Here is a 16,814-nt window from a genome sequence, read left to right on the forward strand (position 1 = left end):
CAAAAAAAACACCCATACAAAGATGAAGGAAATGCCCTCCAATTCTTTGTATGGGTCTTTGAGTTATGAAATCCGGTTATACTTAATTGTGGACTAATTGAAACCGAAAATCAAGGGGAAAATGAAGACCACCACAACTGTCCATATAAAATATATAGGGATATATTTAGCTATAACTGTACCTACATTGCTCACATCTGATTTCTGCTGAACTGTTTTAAAAAGTATGGAAGTGACCATTAACAGATGGATCAAGATAAGGATATTGCTGCCCAGAACCGCAAGTCTATTTGGCGTGAAACCCCATTCTGAAATTCGGAAGATAATGGCTGATAAGGCAATGCCATTTACAATAATCGTGACGATTGAGAGTAAGAGGAGAACCCAAATGCCAAAGTTGGTTTTTACTTTTTGCACGGATTCTGCAACAGCAAAGAATATCAACGCCATGACACCGATCAAAAGTAAATTGAATAATAAGAGAAATTCCCTGTCTGTATATGGATTTTTGCCGGAAAACGCAATGGCTCCGAGGTAAATGATCAACATAAGCAAAACCACGGGACTGAAGATTTTAGCGATGATAGGTGATACCTTATTGACCAAGTGTGGGTTCGAGTAATTGAGGAAAGTAGCTACAATTGGGATTGAAGGTAAGCCGAAGATCACCACGTTCTGCATGTAAAACTGCTCGATTTTTAAGCCAATGAGTTCGAAAAGTCCAATAGTAATACCTGAGAGGAGCATTCCTGAAATCGCAAGAATGGCTGTCATGACTACCAAGTCTCCATTGAAGCGAAGAAAATCCAATCTTTTTTGATGATTGTTTATTTGGTTTCCGGTAAATGCAGCCCCAAGTATTACCCAAAGCAAAAGAGGGAGGTGAATACAGGCCAGAATTAAAGTGTCGCTTTCAGCCTCCCCAGGCCATAGATTGATAAAAACAGCGGAAATAGCGATAATGACTCCTATTATGGTCTTGTTTTTAAGGGATAATTTATTTTTCCAGGAAAAGAAAGCTATCAGCAATGGGAATACAATCAATCCTAGATTTAGAGGGTAATAGAACTCTTCATTCAGAGAAAATATACTTGGAAATTTAGCCAAGAGGCCAGCGACAATACAGGCAAATCCTATAAACCATAATTCTTTTTTTGAGCCCCATGAGATCGTTTCTGTATCATGATTCAGGCGTTCAATCCAAAATTCTGAAAATGGTTTGTCTTTAATGGAGGGATAAAGGGCGATGAATTCTTTTTTGAAGGAGGCAGAATTTGACCGGTATAGGCGTTCAAGTTGGCCTGGGTTGTCAAGGTGGGCGAGGATTTTGTTTTTCATGGTTTTAGGGGATAAATGTTTTTGGGTAGAGAAATTACAGTATGTGGTTTAGTTCCAATGGCCGGTCAGGTTGAATGCTATCACAGCGCTTAACCATAGAGACAGGAAATAAATCAGGGTGCCGAATATTATTGCCAATAATCTCTTTCTACCTTCTGGAATCCATTTAAAGCCTATCAGGTAAAAGAAAGTACCTCCTAATCCTCCTCCCAAAGGGATGAGGAGCAAAGGAATCAGCATCCATTTTTCAAAAACATCTTCTTTAGTAGCAATGATGAAGAGGATATAAATCAATGGAATGACAGCGCCGATGAAAGATGCTTGGATCAGATTTTTTGTGAGTTGGGGATTAGGGTTCATAGCCATTTTACTTTTAGGTTTATATAAAGTACTTTGCAAAACAAAGTGAATAAGTAAATTTTTTAGTTTTTATTTTCGTTGATCAGGTTTTCAAGGAATTCCAGATGCGCTTGGAAAGCTTTTTTTCCAATAGGTGTAGCCGAATAATTCGTCAATGGTTTTCTTCCTAAGAATGATTTTTCCACAATAATATAATCTTGGTTTTCCAGATAGCGAAGATGGGAAGCAAGATTGCCATCCGTTACTTCAAGGAGCTCCTTGAAGGAGTTAAAGTCAAATTGCTCATTGACCATCAGAATGGACATGACCCTGAGTCGGATGACATTTTCAAAAGCTTTGTCGTAAATCCCCTTCACTTTATTGGTCATATTTATAGTACATCACACTTCCATACACAATATGGAGTAAACCAAATCCCAAGGCCCATAAAATCAATCCAAATTCCGGGAAAAAAGCAGCAATGATCCCCAATGCTGCCTGGCTAAAACCTAGATATTTAATGTCACTAAGCGTGAAATGAGAAGCGCTGAATAAGCCTAAACCGTAAAAAATCAAAGTAGCCGAGGTAATGAAAATGTAAAATCCTTGATGTACTAAAGCAAAGCAAAATAGCCCACCAATAACAACGGGAATAAAAAGGGCCTGCATAAATCGTTTGCCTGCAGGTGTCCAGAGTTGACTTGCTGTTTTCTTATGGTTCTTTTGACTCAAAAGCCAAGCTGTGGCAATGGAAAGTATCAGTACCCCGATTGCGGTAAAAATCAAGTTGGTCAAAACCACTTTATCTAAATGGGACGCTTGATTATTTCCTACAGGCGAATTCGGAAAATAAAGCCAATAATAGGCCAAAGCGCTACCGACGAGTGCATATATTCCTGCTAATACACCAGCTAATCCACTTAGGGATAAGTACCGTGTACTACGCTCCATCATGGATTTGATTTCTGCTAAATCTTGTTGTGGGTTTTTCATTTCAAAAGTACTTTGAATTACAAAGTAAACTCAAAGTTTTAATAAATGCATTTATTCGCTGAATTATTTTTTGTGTTTTCATAATACATATAGCTTCTTTTAACAAAAACGGGTAGATCTTATGTCTTGAATTATCTAAAATCTCTGAATAGATTTTCTAGATCCAATATAAAACCCTTGCCCCGTTTGGAATGCCGCTGTCTTTTTGGTGTAAAGATTTGTAAGGAGATTGCATTTTCCTCTAATTTATCTGTTTTGGGTATTAATAATTTCGTTTAAAATGTTAATTTGGTTGCTTCAAAATTTCATAGCCATGAAAATAACTTTTAAAGTTTTTGTTCCCATTTTGGCCTTTTTTGGTTTTTTTCAAATAGGGCAAGTGCTTGGTCAAGCGTCTGATTACTTTTCAGAAAATCGATATACTGACTATCCTGTTATCAGTTTAAAAGAAAACTTTCTCGGCAACCCGGTTTATTTTATTGTCGGGGAAAAGATCAGTGCTTCAGAAGTTCGGGCATACATGGAGATTATGCCCGGTAATGCCAATGACTTTATGCAGACACATGCCAAAGCCATGAGCGGTACTGGGTTATTACTAGCAGGGCAGGTAGTGGTTTTGGGTGCTTTTGGATACTTTTATGACAACAGAAATAACCTGAATAATCAAATTATTCGAAATTATTTAATTTTTTCCACTATGGGGGCGATAGGTGTAGGAGTTGGCAGGGCTATGAACAGAGAAGGTGTCAGAAAAATCAACGTACTCATAAACAAGCATAATTATCTCATCAGGCAAGATGATATTACGAAGCCTTACTTGACTATGGATTTTCGCAATAATTACCTTGGAGAAAAAATCGATATTTACGATGGACCGAATCTTTTGACTAAAAACAGGCTAAATCAATATATGTTGGATTATCCTGAATTTGCTGATTTAATGCGGAAATCTCAAAGAAACCAAAATTGGAGTTCGGTACTGGGAGTTGCAAGCTTGGTGTCAACAGCGGTATTTGTAGGAGATGTCCTGACTCCTCAAATTCAGTCTTCTACTCCCAGCAACACGTTGCTTCCCTTAACACTGGCCAATATTGGGATTGGTATTTCCGGTGGGTTGGTCAGAAGAGCTGCCAGGAACCACACCCGGAAGGCATTGATGAAATATAATTTTGGGGATGAATTTCAAAGTTATTGAGAATATTGGTGGTCATGAAAAGAGAGGTTTTTGCTTTTTAAGGATGAGTTATGACTGATTTAAAACTGATTTTAGCCATCAATTGGAGAATATATCTAAAAGAGTAATCTTTCAATCCAAATAATTTTTGGAGAATTTTGGAAACATTTCAAAAAAGAAATAACTTTGTGCCTCATTTGGAAAAAGCGATCAAAGATAAATAGCAATACCATGAAAAAAGACATTCATCCTAACTACAGAGACGTCGTATTTTACGATACCTCAAGTGAATATAAGTTTATCACTAAGTCTACTATCGAAACTAGTGAGACTATCGAGTGGGAAGACGGTAAAGAATACCCGGTTTACAAAATTGAAGTTTCTTCTAACTCTCACCCTTTCTACACTGGTAAGAAAATGTTGTTGGATACTGCGGGTCGTGTTGAAAAATTCAACAAAAGATACGCAAAGAAATAATCTTAATTTATTTCTATCAATATTAATCTCTCGGTTAGAAAAGCCGAGAGATTTTTTATTTAAATCCTCCAAACAAATCATCCAGGACCATCACAAAGCCTTTGATACATTGAGATGGCAGATGGTCTCCAAAGGTAAAAAGTTTTGAAGACTATGTTCTTCCTCCTTTTTCATAGTCCCAATTTAGCTAAAAAACCAAAGGATTTAATATTTAGTTTTCGAGTAAAACTGGATATTGCCCTTTAATAATTCACATCCTTATACAGGAGTTAGGACTTCCGGAAGTTGTTTTCCGGAAGACTTTTTTATTTTTGTGTCATGGACAATCTTATTTTATTTGATGACCCCGCAATCAGGGGAGCATTATTGCCTTTTACTTTTACCAGACCTGTTGCAGATATACGAATCGGTATTCTTAAAATTTCCGAAAAATGGGAAAGATACAGTAGAATCAAACCAGGCTTTCTCACACAGGATTACCTTTCTGCCAAATTCTCTAAAAAAGATGGCCCAGCGTTATTGGTCAATGGGGCTCTCTGCCCAAATCCAGCACTTTGGGAGGCCATACAGCAATTGAAAACGGGACAGGCTCTCTATTTTCAAAATATACTATTGGCGCTTTATGCCGATCAGCCAGCAAGCTTCCAGCCTGATAGGGCCAAAACCTTAGCCGCGGTGGAATTTGAGGGTGAATTGACGATTGTCCAGAAAACCTGGCATATATTCCAATTCAACGGTGCTGAACTTCGAAAGGATTACAAATTGTTGACTGTGGGCAGAATGTCACAAGCCTGTCAAGATGTACATACTGTTTTGTATAATGAATCCGAAATTTTCATAGAGGAAGGGGCAAAAATCAAAGCTGCTGTTTTGAATGCCGAAGGAGGCCCTATCTATATAGGCAGAAATACAGAGATACAGGAAGGAGCTTTAATCAGGGGGCCATTTGCGCTGTGTGAGGGTTCGACTATTAACATGGGTGCTAAAATGCGTGGCGATACTACTGTGGGGCCACATTGTAAAGTTGGGGGTGAAGTTTCAAATGCTGTTATTTTTGGATATAGCAATAAGGGGCATGAGGGCTTTCTGGGAAATGCTGTGTTAGGTGAGTGGTGTAACATCGGAGCGGATTCCAACAATTCAAACCTTAAAAACAATTATGCGCCAGTTAAAATCTGGGATTATACCAAAGGAGGATTCACGAATACCGGCCTGCAGTTTTGCGGTCTGATGATGGGTGACCATTCCAAATGTGGTATTAATACCATGTTCAACACCGGAACCGTTGTGGGGGTAGGAGCCAACATTTTTGGTGATGGTTTCCCCAGGAACTTTATACCATCCTTTTCATGGGGAGGAGCTGCGGGTTTTACCACTTTTCAGGTCAGGAAATTTGAAGAGACAGCAAAGGCTGTGATGAACAGGAGGGGATTGGAATATTCTGATCAGGAAAAAGAAATCATTCAAAAGGTTTTTGATTTGACCAGACATTACCGTATTTGGGACAAAGAAGCTTAGGTTTTTATGCTGTTTTCCAATATTCCCGGACTTGAAGAAGTCAAAGAAAAGATCATCCAGGCGGTTAAGAACAACCATTTGGCCCATGCTTTATTGTTTCATGGACCTGAAGGTTCTGCCAATTTAAAAATGGCTTTAGCCTTAGCTACTTATCTGCACTGTGAACAAGCGAAAGACCATGATGCATGTGGCACTTGTCCTTCCTGTCAAAGGATGGCTAAATTGGTTCATCCTGACATGAATTTTGCCTTCCCAATGCCGGGGACAGGGGATTCTAAAGAGGAAGAAGAAGATAAGAAGAAAATAGATTTTGTAGGATCTTTTCGGGAATTTGCCATCAATTTACCGTACGGGAATATTTCTGATTGGATTTACCAAAATGATTTCGAAAAAAAGCAGCTGAATATTTCTAAGGCTGCAGCAAGACAAATCATCAGAACATTATCATTAAAGTCCTTTGAGGGAGGATATAAAATCATGTTGATTTGGGCGCCTGAATATATGAATTCTTCTTCTGCCAATTCTTTGTTGAAAATCTTGGAAGAACCTCCTCAGAAGACAGTTTTCTTGTTAGTTACCTCTCAGCCAGAACAGTTGTTGACGACCATTTTATCCAGAACACAAAAAATCATGATCAGGGCTTTCACAGATGAGGAGATTATGTCCCATCTGGTCAATGAAGATCTGTGCTCCAGAGAAGCAGCCACTCAGATTGCGCCATTGGCTGACGGCAATATGCGGGAAGCTTACAGGATGGTGGATCAGGTAGAGGATGAAAACACGGTCTTGATCAGGGATTGGTTTAGGGCATGTTATTCTATTCAGGTGAATGAGATGATGTCTTTTGTTGAATTGTTCAGCTCAAAAGATAAAGAAGCACAAAAATCCCTGCTTTTGAGCGGTATCAATGTAATCAGGGAAGTTATGCTGGATAAATCAAAGGTGTACGATCTGATGCGAAGTGCAGATTCGGACAGGGATTTTATCCACAAATTAGGGGTCAATGTACTGGATGAAGACAAGCTCAGTAAAATATATGAGTTGCTCAACCAAGCCTATTATTATATAGAAAGGAATGCTAATGTGAAGATTTTATACACAGATCTTTCTTTTAAGATTGCCAGGATCATGAAACCACTACAAACAGCAAGCTGATGAAGAAAATTATTGGCAGAAGAGAAAGGATAACCCTTCCTGAGTGGGGGCTAAAGAATGTTACCGGTAAAGTGGATACTGGGGCATATACTTCTTCCATTCATTGTGATTTTTGTGAAGAAAAGGAAGAGCAGGGTAAGAAAGTGCTTTACTTCAAGGTTTTGGACCCAAAGGACAAGAAATACACTGGAAAGTTGATCAAGACGGAGAGTTTTACCCAGAAAAAAGTGAAGAATTCTTTCGGTCAAGCGGAGGTTAGGTATAAAGTAAGTACAAAAGTAATTATGTTTGGCGAAGAATTTGAAGCTGAATTTACGCTGACTGATAGGTCAAGAATGAGAAATCCTATACTATTGGGAAGGAAATTATTGAGAGGTAGGTTTTTAGTGGATGTAGAAGAAGTCAACTTGTCAAAAAAATCATTAAAATGAAAATTGCGGTATTATCCAGAAATTCCCACCTATACTCGACAAGAAGATTGATTGAGGCGATCAAGGCAGCGGGCCATGAGGCTTTGGTTGTAGATCATTCAGCCTGTGACCTGATTATTGAGCAGGAAGGTCCATATATTATATATAAAGGCGAAAAACTTTTAGGGGTAGATGCTATCATTCCCAGGATTGGTGCATCCGTTACTTTTTACGGAACGGCTGTTGTGAGGCAATTTGAATTGATGGGGGTTTTTTCTGCAGTGGATTCACAAGCGATTGTCCGTAGCCGTGACAAACTCAGAAGTCTTCAGATTCTTTCCAAAGCTGGTTTGGGTATGCCCAAAACCGCTTTTACCAATTTTTCCAAAGGTGGAGAAAAAGCATTGATTGAAAGGGTAGGCGGTGCTCCACTGATCATCAAATTGTTGGAAGGAACCCAGGGCTTGGGAGTTGTTTTGGCTGAGACAAAGAAGGCGGGTCAGTCAGTTATTGAAGCCTTTCATGGGTTAAAAGCCAGGATAATTGTTCAGGAATTTATCAAAGAAGCTAAAGGAGCAGATATAAGGGCCTTTGTCGTGAATGGTAAAGTTGTGGGAGCCATGAAAAGGCAAGGGGCAGAGGGAGAATTCAGGTCCAATCTTCATCGTGGAGGTAAGGCTACTGTAATCAGGCTGTCAAGAGCAGAAAAGGCTGCAGCACTTGGTGCCGCAAAAGCATTAGGTTTGGATATAGCAGGTGTTGATATGTTGCAATCAGAAAGGGGGCCATTGATTTTGGAGGTGAATAGCAGTCCGGGGCTTGAGGGAATAGAGAAAGCTACAGGAATAGATATTGCAGGAGAAATTGTTAAATATATTGAAGAATCGGTTAACAAAAGATCGACTAAAAGAAAATCAAAAAATGAACAATAAGGTAGTCCGGATAGGTACCAGAGGAAGCAAGTTGGCACTTTGGCAAGCCTATCACGTTGCGGATTTATTGAAGGCAAAAGGGCAGAATTCAGAAATCGTTATCATTGAAACCAAAGGCGATAAGATTCTGGATGTTTCCATTTCCAAAATAGGCAGTAAGGGGGTATTCACGGAAGAACTTGAAGAGCAATTGGCATCAGGCTCCATTGACATTGCTGTGCACAGTGCCAAAGATATGCAGTCCAGTTTACCGGAAGGATTTGAACTGATAGCATTTACCGAAAGAGAAAAGGTCAACGATATTATTCTCAGCCACCATTCGGACATCGATTACCAAGATGCTTCCAGGCCAATTGTATTAGGTACTTCGTCAACTAGAAGGGTGTCTACTTTAAAACATTTTTATCCTCATGTAAAAACAGTTGAGGTTAGAGGCAACTTGCAGACCAGGATTGCCAAAATGGAGTCCGGTATATGTGATGCGCTTTTGCTTGCTTATGCAGGTGCACATAGGATGGGTTATGATGAACTGATCAGACATGAACTTTCGTTGGATGAGTTTACTCCGGCAGTTGGGCAGGGAAGTGTAGCTATTGAGTCCTCGGCCAACTTAGATCCAAATCTTAGGCATTTGATTATAGATGCCTGTCATCATGTACCTACCGGATACAGATTATTAGCAGAAAGGAGTTATCTGCGAGTTTTAGAAGGTGGTTGCAGTATCCCTGTTTTTGCATTGGCAGATTTGGAAGGAGATGATTTGACCTTGAAAGGTGGGATTGTTAGCCTTGACGGTGCTGAGAGAATTGTTCATCAGGTAACAGGAGCACCCCAAGAAGCCGAACAATTGGGGGTAAAACTTGCTACGCTCGTATTAGAGAGTGGTGGTGACAAAATTTTGAAATCCATCAAATCCGAACTGAAAAAATGAAGCGATTAAAGATTTGGGCTTTGCCCTTGATAGTTTTGGTTTTGTTTTCCTGTAAATCTGAGAAAGATTACCTCATTAAAATACAGACCAGGCACGGAGATATGTATGCTGTTTTGTTTGATGAAACTCCACAGCATAAAAGAAATTTCATTGAGTTGGCAGAAGCAGGCAGGTTTGATTCAACGGAATTCCATAGAGTAATTGAAAATTTCATGATTCAGGGAGGCGATGTTTTTACAAAAGAACAATTGCCCCCAAATGAATGGCCAACTGTACCAGCAGAGATTGTGCCCGACTATTTTCACAGTAAGGGGATGATTGCCGCTGCGCGTCAGGGCAATAATATCAATCCTGAGAAAAGGTCAAGTGGTTCTCAGTTTTACATAGTCCAAGGCAAGATTTATGATAAGGATGAACTTACCACGGATATGAAGCAATTATCCGAGAGGTTTTTTCAATATATACAATTGGGGAGTAACCTTAAGCTAAAAGACGAATATAGCAGATTGTATGAAGAGGGAAAGTACGATTCATTGAATCTGATGATGTTGAAAGAAAAGAAGAATCTTGAACAGTTTTACAGCATCAGTTTAGATAAACCATTTAGCAGAGAACAGATTGAGGCCTACACTACCATTGGTGGAACACCTCATTTGGATGGGGAATATACAGTATTCGGGAAAGTAGTGAAGGGTTTGGATGTGATGGAAAGGATAGCTTCAGAAGAGACAGGAGCAAGGGATAAGCCTATAAATCCTGTATTGATGACCATTAAAGTTGAACATTTACCCAAATCCAAAATCACCAAGGAATTTGGGTATGAATACAATGATTTATGATAAAAAAGGTGCTCATTACGGGGGCAAATGGTCTTTTGGGTCAGAAATTGGTCCAAAAATTAGCTGAAAGAACCGACTATCAAGTAATTGCTTCGGGAAAGGGGAAATCACGACTTCCGGATGATTGGACTTCGGGATATACTTGGATTGAAATGGATGTGGCAGATAAAAACCAAGTACAAGAGGTTTTTGCTTTGCACCAGCCGGAAGTAGTCATCCATACAGCAGCTATGACCAATGTGGACGAATGTGAGAAAGACAAAGTTGGCTGTAGACGAGCAAATGTGGAAGCAGTACGAAATCTGGTTCAGGCTTGTAAAGCACATCAAACTTTTTTGATTCACTTATCGACAGATTTCATTTTTAATGGAGACGAAGGTCCTTATGATGAAACGGCAGCGCCTGACCCTATCAATTACTATGGAGAGACAAAATTAGAGTCTGAAAAAATCGTTCAGGAATCTGCCATTAAGTGGGCAATTGCACGAACGGTATTAGTGTATGGTATTGCATCGGACATGAGCAGGTCAAATATCATCCTTTGGGTAAAGAAATCTTTAGAGTCAGGTAAGACAGTACAAGCAGTCAATGATCAGTGGAGAACTCCTACTTTAGCGGAGGATTTGGCGGATGGCTGTATTCTGATTATGGAAAAAGAAGCCACAGGAATATATAATATTTCTGGAAAGGACTTGTTAAATCCATACCAAATGGCATGTATGACAGCAGACTATTTTGGCTTAGATAAGTCCCTGATTAAAGAGGTAGATTCGAATATTTTCACACAGCCTGCAAAGCGTCCATTGAAAACGGGATTCTTGATAGAAAAGGCACAAAAAGAGCTCGGTTATTCTCCTAAAAGTTTTATGGACGGAATTGGTATTTTATCAAAACAAATTAAATTAGCCGATTCTTAAATGTTAAATTTTCATTAAAACACAACTAATCGATAAACTATGGCGATGAGTTCAGAAACTCAAGGTAGGGGCCAATGGGGTTCCAGTTTGGGATTTATTATGGCAGCAGCCGGTTCAGCAGTAGGACTTGGTAATATATGGCGTTTCCCATATTTAACCGGTGAAAATGGTGGAGGGGCCTTTGTTTTCGTGTATGCAATATGTGTCCTTTTAATTGGGCTACCTCTTTTACTGAATGAAATTGCCTTAGGTAGGTTGTCAGGCAAAAACCCTATTGGAGCGATCAAGGCAACAGGAGGTAATAAATTTTGGCAAATAGCTGGTGTACTTTGTATTTTGGTCTGTTTCTGCGTACTCAGTTATTATTCTGTTATTGCTGGTTGGACCATCGGTTACATTTTTACAGAATTGATCAATATTCCAGTTGATTTTGCAGAATTCCAGGAAACGCCAATGTATGTGGTGCCATTGTGCTTTTTGTTTATCCTAATGACTATAGGTGTTGTTCTTGGTGGTGTATCAGGAGGGATTGAAAAGGCTGCAAAATTCTTGATGCCTATTCTTTTCATCATCATCATCTTTATTGCAGGTAGAGCAGTGACCTTGGAAGGAGCCGGAGCAGGTATCGAGTACTATTTGTATCCTGATTTCTCCAAAATCAATACAAAAGTAATTTTACAGGTTTGGGTCAGGCTTTCTTCTCCATGTCTGTAGGGTGGGGCTTGATGATTACCTTCGGATCATACCTCCCAAAAAGCGGGAACATAGTAAAATCCTCTGGATGGATTGCAGGTATGGATAGTATGGTAGCCTTGATGGGTGGTTTGATGGTTTTTCCGGCGTTGTTTGCATTGCTTCCAGGTAAAGATCCTGCAGGTGGACCAGCTTTGGTATTTGAAGTTCTTCCATTGGTTTTTGATGCCATGCCTGGAGGGAATTTTATCGGTGCAATGTTCTTCCTATTATTGCTAGTGGCCGCTTTGACATCCAGTATTTCTATGTTGGAAGTGCCTGTTGCTTATTTCATTGACGAGAAGAAGTGGAGCAGAAAGAAAGCTGCCTGGACAATCGGTATTGCCGCCATGGCATTATCTATTCCTTCGGCTTTATCTTCCATTGAAGGCAATGTATTCAATACAATATCACTAAATTTCTTGGGTAATACTCAGGTAGGATTTTTCTCCATCATGGACTTCCTCTTTGGAACGTTTGCAGTAGTGGTCATCTGTTTGATGTTGGCACTTTATACAGGTTGGGCCAAGAAAATTGGGGATTTTGCCAATGAACTTGCTCTTGGTGCTCCAGGATTCAAAGGAGGAGCAAGAAAGGCCTGGATTTTCTTTATCAAATGGGTTTGTCCTATAGTCATTGCTTTGGTCTTATTGGATCTGGTAGGGGTATTTGGTACGCCTCAGGAAGGTGGTTGATCATCTTTATAAATCATTTTAAAAAGAGGCTGTCCCAAATTTGGGACAGCCTCTTTTTTTTATTTATGACCATTAAAAAATGTATTTTATATAAAAAATTATGTACATTAGCCCTCATACCAATCTATTAATTTATGAAGGTCCTTGTAGTGGATGATGATGCAATCAATAGGCTAATCCTGAAAAAGGTATTTGAAAAGGAAAATGACACCGTTTTGACCGCAAATAATGGGATAGAGGCATTGGATATATTAACCAAGGAGCATGATTTTCATGTAGTTATTACAGATATCATGATGCCTTTGATGGATGGAATCCAATTATTGGCTGAAATCAAACTTCATGACAATATCAGTAAGATCCCAATTATTGGTTTTACAGCGGGTGACATAGATTATTTTAAAAGGACCAGTGCGATATCTTTTGACAGGTTACTACCTAAGCCAATGGATTTCTCTGAATTATACAGCATTGCCAGAAATTTCGGCACGGGTAGTATGGACTTGAATTAAAATCAAGACATATTGAATTCAATATTTATAGTTCTTTTCCGTTGATTGAATAGAACAATGTCGGATTTAAAAACAAGTGTTTGATGAGAAAACTCCTATTACTGATTCTTATCCTATTTTCTTTCACTTCTTTAATGGCGCAGGATTTTTCTGTTGGCCCCAAAGTGGGAGTTTCTCAAGGTAATGTAAGCGTAAACGGAGAAGGTTTCTCTAGTGGTGATAGTAAGCTTGGATATCATTTAGGTGCCTTTGTCAGGATGGGAGGATCTTCCATTTTTGTTCAGCCTGAATTTCTTTTCACCCAAACGGGAGGACAGATTATTGAAAACACATCCGGAAGCGATGATGTATTTGATGTGAATTTTAATCGATTTGATATTCCAATGATGTTTGGCTTTAAACTCGCTAAATTTTTCAGGGTACAGGCAGGGCCAGTGGCTTCTATACTGTTGGATTATAAATTAGAAGATGCAATTCAAAATGCCGTTGAACTGGATTACCGGTCTTCCTCACTTGGATATCAGGCAGGAATTGGACTGGATATCGGTAATCTGATTTTGGACTTGAAGTATGAAAATTCTCTCAGCAAGATTTCAAAATCAGTGATCGGTTTTCAAACTGATCAGCGGCAGAACCAACTGATACTTTCAGCAGGGTTTAGGTTATTTTAAAAAAGCCTTAATATAAAACTAAGGAATGGATAAAGGTGGTTCTTACTTCTCATATCCTTTATGGAATTTTTCAAATAATCACCCTTCATTTCGATTTTCTTTCTAAGATTGAAACCTTTGTAACGGGGAAATCTAAAGTTTGAAGATCCGCCCGCTACAATGGTTTCAGTAAGAAGAATGTTAAACCTAATTTATTTACACTTCACTATTTTACCTCAAAGTCCATTTTGTCCGAATTATTAGCACTTGTAATGTTGATCTGATATTTTCCTCTTCCAAGATTCTCATGTTGCCAATAAGTGCTGTTGTAGCCTTTTATTGCCAAAACATCCCAAGATTTCAAACTTTCGCCTTTAGTATTCAGGACTTCAATTTTGATGTTTACATCCGAATTGGAATAAAACAGAATATTTTGTGTTGGTTTTGTGATTATCCCTTCGGACCATGCTGCCCATCTAGGGTTGAACCTGATTTCAGATGCGCTTAGTATTTTAATTACCTGCCCTTGATTTCTCAACACTTCATATATAGGGTTGAGATCCATAATGTAAATACTTCTGCCATGTGAGCCGATCACCAAATCATTTTCCCTTTTTTGAACAGCCAAGTCATAGATAGCAACATTAGGGATGTTTCCTTGCATCAATTCATAACTTGAACCGCCATCCTGAGAGATATAAAGTCCTTGGTCAGTTCCGACAAATAAAAGGTTGGCAAAATGATGGTCTTCCTTAATAATATTGATGGATTCGGTCGGTAAATTGCCGGAGATAGGGTTCCAAGTTTTGCCATAATCATTGCTTTTGTAGATATATGGTGTAAAATCATCAAATCTATATCCATTTAAGGTAACATAGACAACACCTTCCTGATGCTGGGAAGGGGTGATGCTGCTTACCCATCTATTTTGAGGTAGGCCTTTACTGATATCCTGCCAATTATTGCCATGATCTTGGGTCATCCAGATATTACCATCATCTGATCCGGCGTATAGGGTTCCGAATTCAAGTGGAGACTCTTCAATTACAGTCAATGTAGCAAAAGGTACATTCCCGCTTTTTTGGTTTTTGGTCAGATCAGGGGAGATGGTTTCCCAAGTGTCTCCTCTGTCCAGACTTCTGTAGACGTATTGGGAGCCCATATAGACAATGTCTTGGTTATGCTTGCTAAGAATGGCTGGTGTTCTCCAGTTCCAGCGGTTGGATGCGCTTCCGATATCATGAGATGGGGTGATCAATTTTCTTTCTCCTGTGGCAGTATTGATCCTGAAATAGTTGCCGAACTGGAAACCTGTGTATATAATATCATTTGTTCTAGTGTCAACAGCTACTACCATACCATCTCCTCCCATCAGGGAAGTCCAAGCCTCTTCTGGTTTATTGGTTGATTTTCCATACCAAACCCCGTTGTCCTGCATTCCTCCATACACATGATAAGGTGTTTTTTCGTCTACCATTACAGAGTAAAACTGGCTAATCGTTAACTGCGTATTTAGATGATCCCATTTTTCTCCACTGCCATAAGAGACATAAAGTCCACCATCAGTGCCTAAAAGGATGTGTTTCGAATCATTTGGGTTAATCCACATAGACTGATGGTCGGAATGCACATTGCCAACGGTATCTGTTCTGGCAAAGGTTTTTCCACCATCCCGGGAAACCAATAAAGGAACACCTAACAAAAACAATTCATCTTCCGATGCTGTACCTACCCTGACCTCTCCGAAATAATAACCATATGAATTGTATAGCCTTTCCAAATTGGATTCATTGACTTTTTTCCAGGATTTGCCCGTATCATCAGACCTGTAAACTTCGGCTCCAATGATGGATGTATTGACTAGATTAGCATTGGCATCCTGGTTATCCCCATGGTAATTGGCAATTTGGACAGGTGTGATTTTACCGTTTTTGATTAATTTCTTGACACTGCCGGCTTCGTATTTTGAGGCGAATCTGTTATTTCTAAGGATTTTTTCAAGTATTTCATCATCCATTTTGAGGACATCTTCAGCTGTCATCTTTTTGAAACTATCCAAATTAAGCTCTTCGGATGTGTTTTGTCTTTGTCTGATTGGCCTGTCAATAGGCTTTTGATTATCCAGTAAAGCATACACGACATCTGGATTGCTTTGGCTAAAGTCAAAACCTATTCTACCTACAAATTCATCAGCAGGAAATCCGTTTGTTATTTTATTCCAAGTATCTCCACCATCCTCGGATCTCCAAATAGCTGATCCTTTTCCATTTCCAGTAAAATCATGGGATTGTCTGAATCTTTCCCAAGTTGCCGCCAAAAGTAAATCCGGATTTTTAGGATGTATCTTGATGTCAATCACACCGGTATTGTCATCAACATAAAGGGTTCTTCTCCATGTTTTTCCACCGTCGATGGTTTTGTAAAGACCCCTTTCTTCATTTTTGGAATAAAGAGAGCCCATTGATCCAACCCATATAATATCCGGATTGGAAGGGTGAATTTGGATTTGTCCGATATGCTGTGAAAAGGGGAGGCCCATAAATAGCCAGCTATTTCCACCATCTGTAGATTTGTATAAACCTGAGCCCGCATAGGTTGACCGGCTTGAATTATTCTCTCCAGTACCTACCCAAATGATGTTATCATCAGAAGGGGCAATTGCCATGTCTCCAATCACCAAAGAGCCTAAATGATCAAATACAGGCTTAAAAGATTGGCCATTGTCCGTTGTTTTCCATACTCCCCCGGAGGCAGCAGCCACATAATAGGTTTTATAATCTTTGCTTACTTCGATATCCACTATCCGGCCGCTCATATTTGTTGGACCGATATTTCTCGCAGGATAATTTCTGAATGTGGAGCTGTTCCGCATTTGCTGGTGCTGTTGGACTGCCTCTTGCATGGCTTTTGAGGAAGTTGCCTTTATTTGTTGGGACTGTCCTTTAGGAATTTGAAATCCCAGCATCAAGGCCAGGGCCCAAAACCCGATTTTTGTTATTTTATTTTGCATATCATGACTCAATTTTGGAGGAATATAAAAATTCGCGGGTAAAATCCGGTTCCTTTTTTGATAGAAAGTGGGAGAATTCTACAATTGCAGATCGTGATTTCCTAAAGGCACTTGGTTTTCAATATAATTATCAATGTAATTCTTCTTGTTATTGGATTGAATTCAGTTAGATAAGATCCTGATAAGTGGAAT

At 39.3% G+C, this 16,814-nt stretch carries 16 protein-coding genes and 1 pseudogene; 12 read left to right on the forward strand and 5 right to left on the reverse strand.

Annotation, left to right across the window (positions count from 1 at the left end):
• Positions 1–93: 93 nt before the first annotated feature.
• The 4 genes from ACFFIP_RS02645 to ACFFIP_RS02660 are packed head-to-tail and all read right to left on the reverse strand — an operon-like array spanning position 94 to position 2,670.
• On the reverse strand, positions 94–1,338 hold the full coding sequence (locus tag ACFFIP_RS02645; protein ID WP_382386007.1) for a hypothetical protein: 1,245 nt from the start codon (positions 1,336–1,338) through the stop codon (positions 94–96).
• Between the two features lie 48 nt (positions 1,339–1,386).
• Complete coding sequence (locus ACFFIP_RS02650) at positions 1,387–1,704, reverse strand: hypothetical protein (RefSeq protein ID WP_382386008.1); 318 nt, start codon at positions 1,702–1,704, stop codon at positions 1,387–1,389.
• Positions 1,705–1,760: 56 nt separating this feature from the next.
• A complete protein-coding gene (locus ACFFIP_RS02655) occupies positions 1,761–2,066 on the reverse strand; it encodes a winged helix-turn-helix domain-containing protein (protein WP_382386009.1) in 306 nt (101 codons plus the stop codon).
• Positions 2,056–2,670 carry an MFS transporter gene (locus ACFFIP_RS02660; RefSeq protein WP_382386010.1) on the reverse strand — a complete coding sequence of 205 codons (615 nt, stop codon included), beginning with the start codon at positions 2,668–2,670 and terminating at the stop codon, positions 2,056–2,058. Before ACFFIP_RS02660 ends, ACFFIP_RS02655 begins: the two co-directional genes overlap by 11 nt.
• Before the next feature lie 313 nt (positions 2,671–2,983).
• Between ACFFIP_RS02660 and ACFFIP_RS02665 the strand changes: the two genes are divergently transcribed.
• The 12 genes and pseudogenes from ACFFIP_RS02665 (at position 2,984) to ACFFIP_RS02720 (ending at position 13,633) form a co-directional block, all read left to right on the forward strand.
• Complete coding sequence (locus ACFFIP_RS02665; protein ID WP_382386011.1) at positions 2,984–3,865, forward strand: hypothetical protein; 882 nt, start codon at positions 2,984–2,986, stop codon at positions 3,863–3,865.
• A gap of 210 nt (positions 3,866–4,075) precedes the next feature.
• A complete protein-coding gene (locus tag ACFFIP_RS02670) occupies positions 4,076–4,321 on the forward strand; it encodes a type B 50S ribosomal protein L31 (RefSeq protein ID WP_382386012.1) in 246 nt (81 codons plus the stop codon).
• Positions 4,322–4,639: 318 nt separating this feature from the next.
• A complete protein-coding gene (locus tag ACFFIP_RS02675) occupies positions 4,640–5,839 on the forward strand; it encodes a GlmU family protein (RefSeq protein WP_382386013.1) in 1,200 nt (399 codons plus the stop codon).
• Between the two features lie 6 nt (positions 5,840–5,845).
• Complete coding sequence (locus ACFFIP_RS02680; protein WP_382386014.1) at positions 5,846–6,994, forward strand: DNA polymerase III subunit; 1,149 nt, start codon at positions 5,846–5,848, stop codon at positions 6,992–6,994.
• The gene (locus ACFFIP_RS02685) at positions 6,994–7,425 is read left to right on the forward strand and encodes an ATP-dependent zinc protease family protein (RefSeq protein ID WP_382386015.1); all 432 of its coding nucleotides are present in this window, start codon (positions 6,994–6,996) and stop codon (positions 7,423–7,425) included. The genes ACFFIP_RS02680 and ACFFIP_RS02685 overlap by 1 nt, the downstream gene beginning before the upstream one ends.
• Entirely contained in the window at positions 7,422–8,336 is a 915-nt protein-coding gene (gene rimK / locus ACFFIP_RS02690) for a 30S ribosomal protein S6--L-glutamate ligase (protein ID WP_382386016.1), read from the forward strand. Before ACFFIP_RS02685 ends, rimK begins: the two co-directional genes overlap by 4 nt.
• On the forward strand, positions 8,326–9,267 hold the full coding sequence (gene hemC / locus ACFFIP_RS02695; protein ID WP_382386017.1) for a hydroxymethylbilane synthase: 942 nt from the start codon (positions 8,326–8,328) through the stop codon (positions 9,265–9,267). The genes rimK and hemC overlap by 11 nt, the downstream gene beginning before the upstream one ends.
• Positions 9,264–10,106, forward strand: a complete 843-nt coding sequence (locus ACFFIP_RS02700) for a peptidylprolyl isomerase (protein WP_382386018.1) — start codon at positions 9,264–9,266, stop codon at positions 10,104–10,106. The genes hemC and ACFFIP_RS02700 overlap by 4 nt, the downstream gene beginning before the upstream one ends.
• Positions 10,103–11,023 (forward strand): SDR family oxidoreductase, encoded by a 921-nt coding sequence (locus ACFFIP_RS02705; protein ID WP_382386019.1) that lies wholly within the window; start codon positions 10,103–10,105, stop codon positions 11,021–11,023. Before ACFFIP_RS02700 ends, ACFFIP_RS02705 begins: the two co-directional genes overlap by 4 nt.
• Positions 11,024–11,062: 39 nt before the next feature.
• Positions 11,063–12,450: pseudogene (locus ACFFIP_RS02710) on the forward strand (sodium-dependent transporter).
• 134 nt (positions 12,451–12,584) lie between these two features.
• A complete protein-coding gene (locus ACFFIP_RS02715; protein ID WP_382386020.1) occupies positions 12,585–12,962 on the forward strand; it encodes a response regulator in 378 nt (125 codons plus the stop codon).
• 83 nt (positions 12,963–13,045) lie between these two features.
• Complete coding sequence (locus tag ACFFIP_RS02720) at positions 13,046–13,633, forward strand: porin family protein (RefSeq protein WP_382386021.1); 588 nt, start codon at positions 13,046–13,048, stop codon at positions 13,631–13,633.
• Positions 13,634–13,838: 205 nt separating this feature from the next.
• Here ACFFIP_RS02720 and ACFFIP_RS02725 read toward each other — a convergent pair whose 3' ends face one another.
• Positions 13,839–16,622, reverse strand: a complete 2,784-nt coding sequence (locus tag ACFFIP_RS02725; RefSeq protein ID WP_382386022.1) for a WD40/YVTN/BNR-like repeat-containing protein — start codon at positions 16,620–16,622, stop codon at positions 13,839–13,841.
• Between the last annotated feature and the right edge of the window lie 192 nt (positions 16,623–16,814).

It is taken from the genome of Fontibacter flavus (genome assembly GCF_042432905.1).
GTDB lineage: Bacteria > Bacteroidota > Bacteroidia > Cytophagales > Cyclobacteriaceae > Fontibacter > Fontibacter flavus.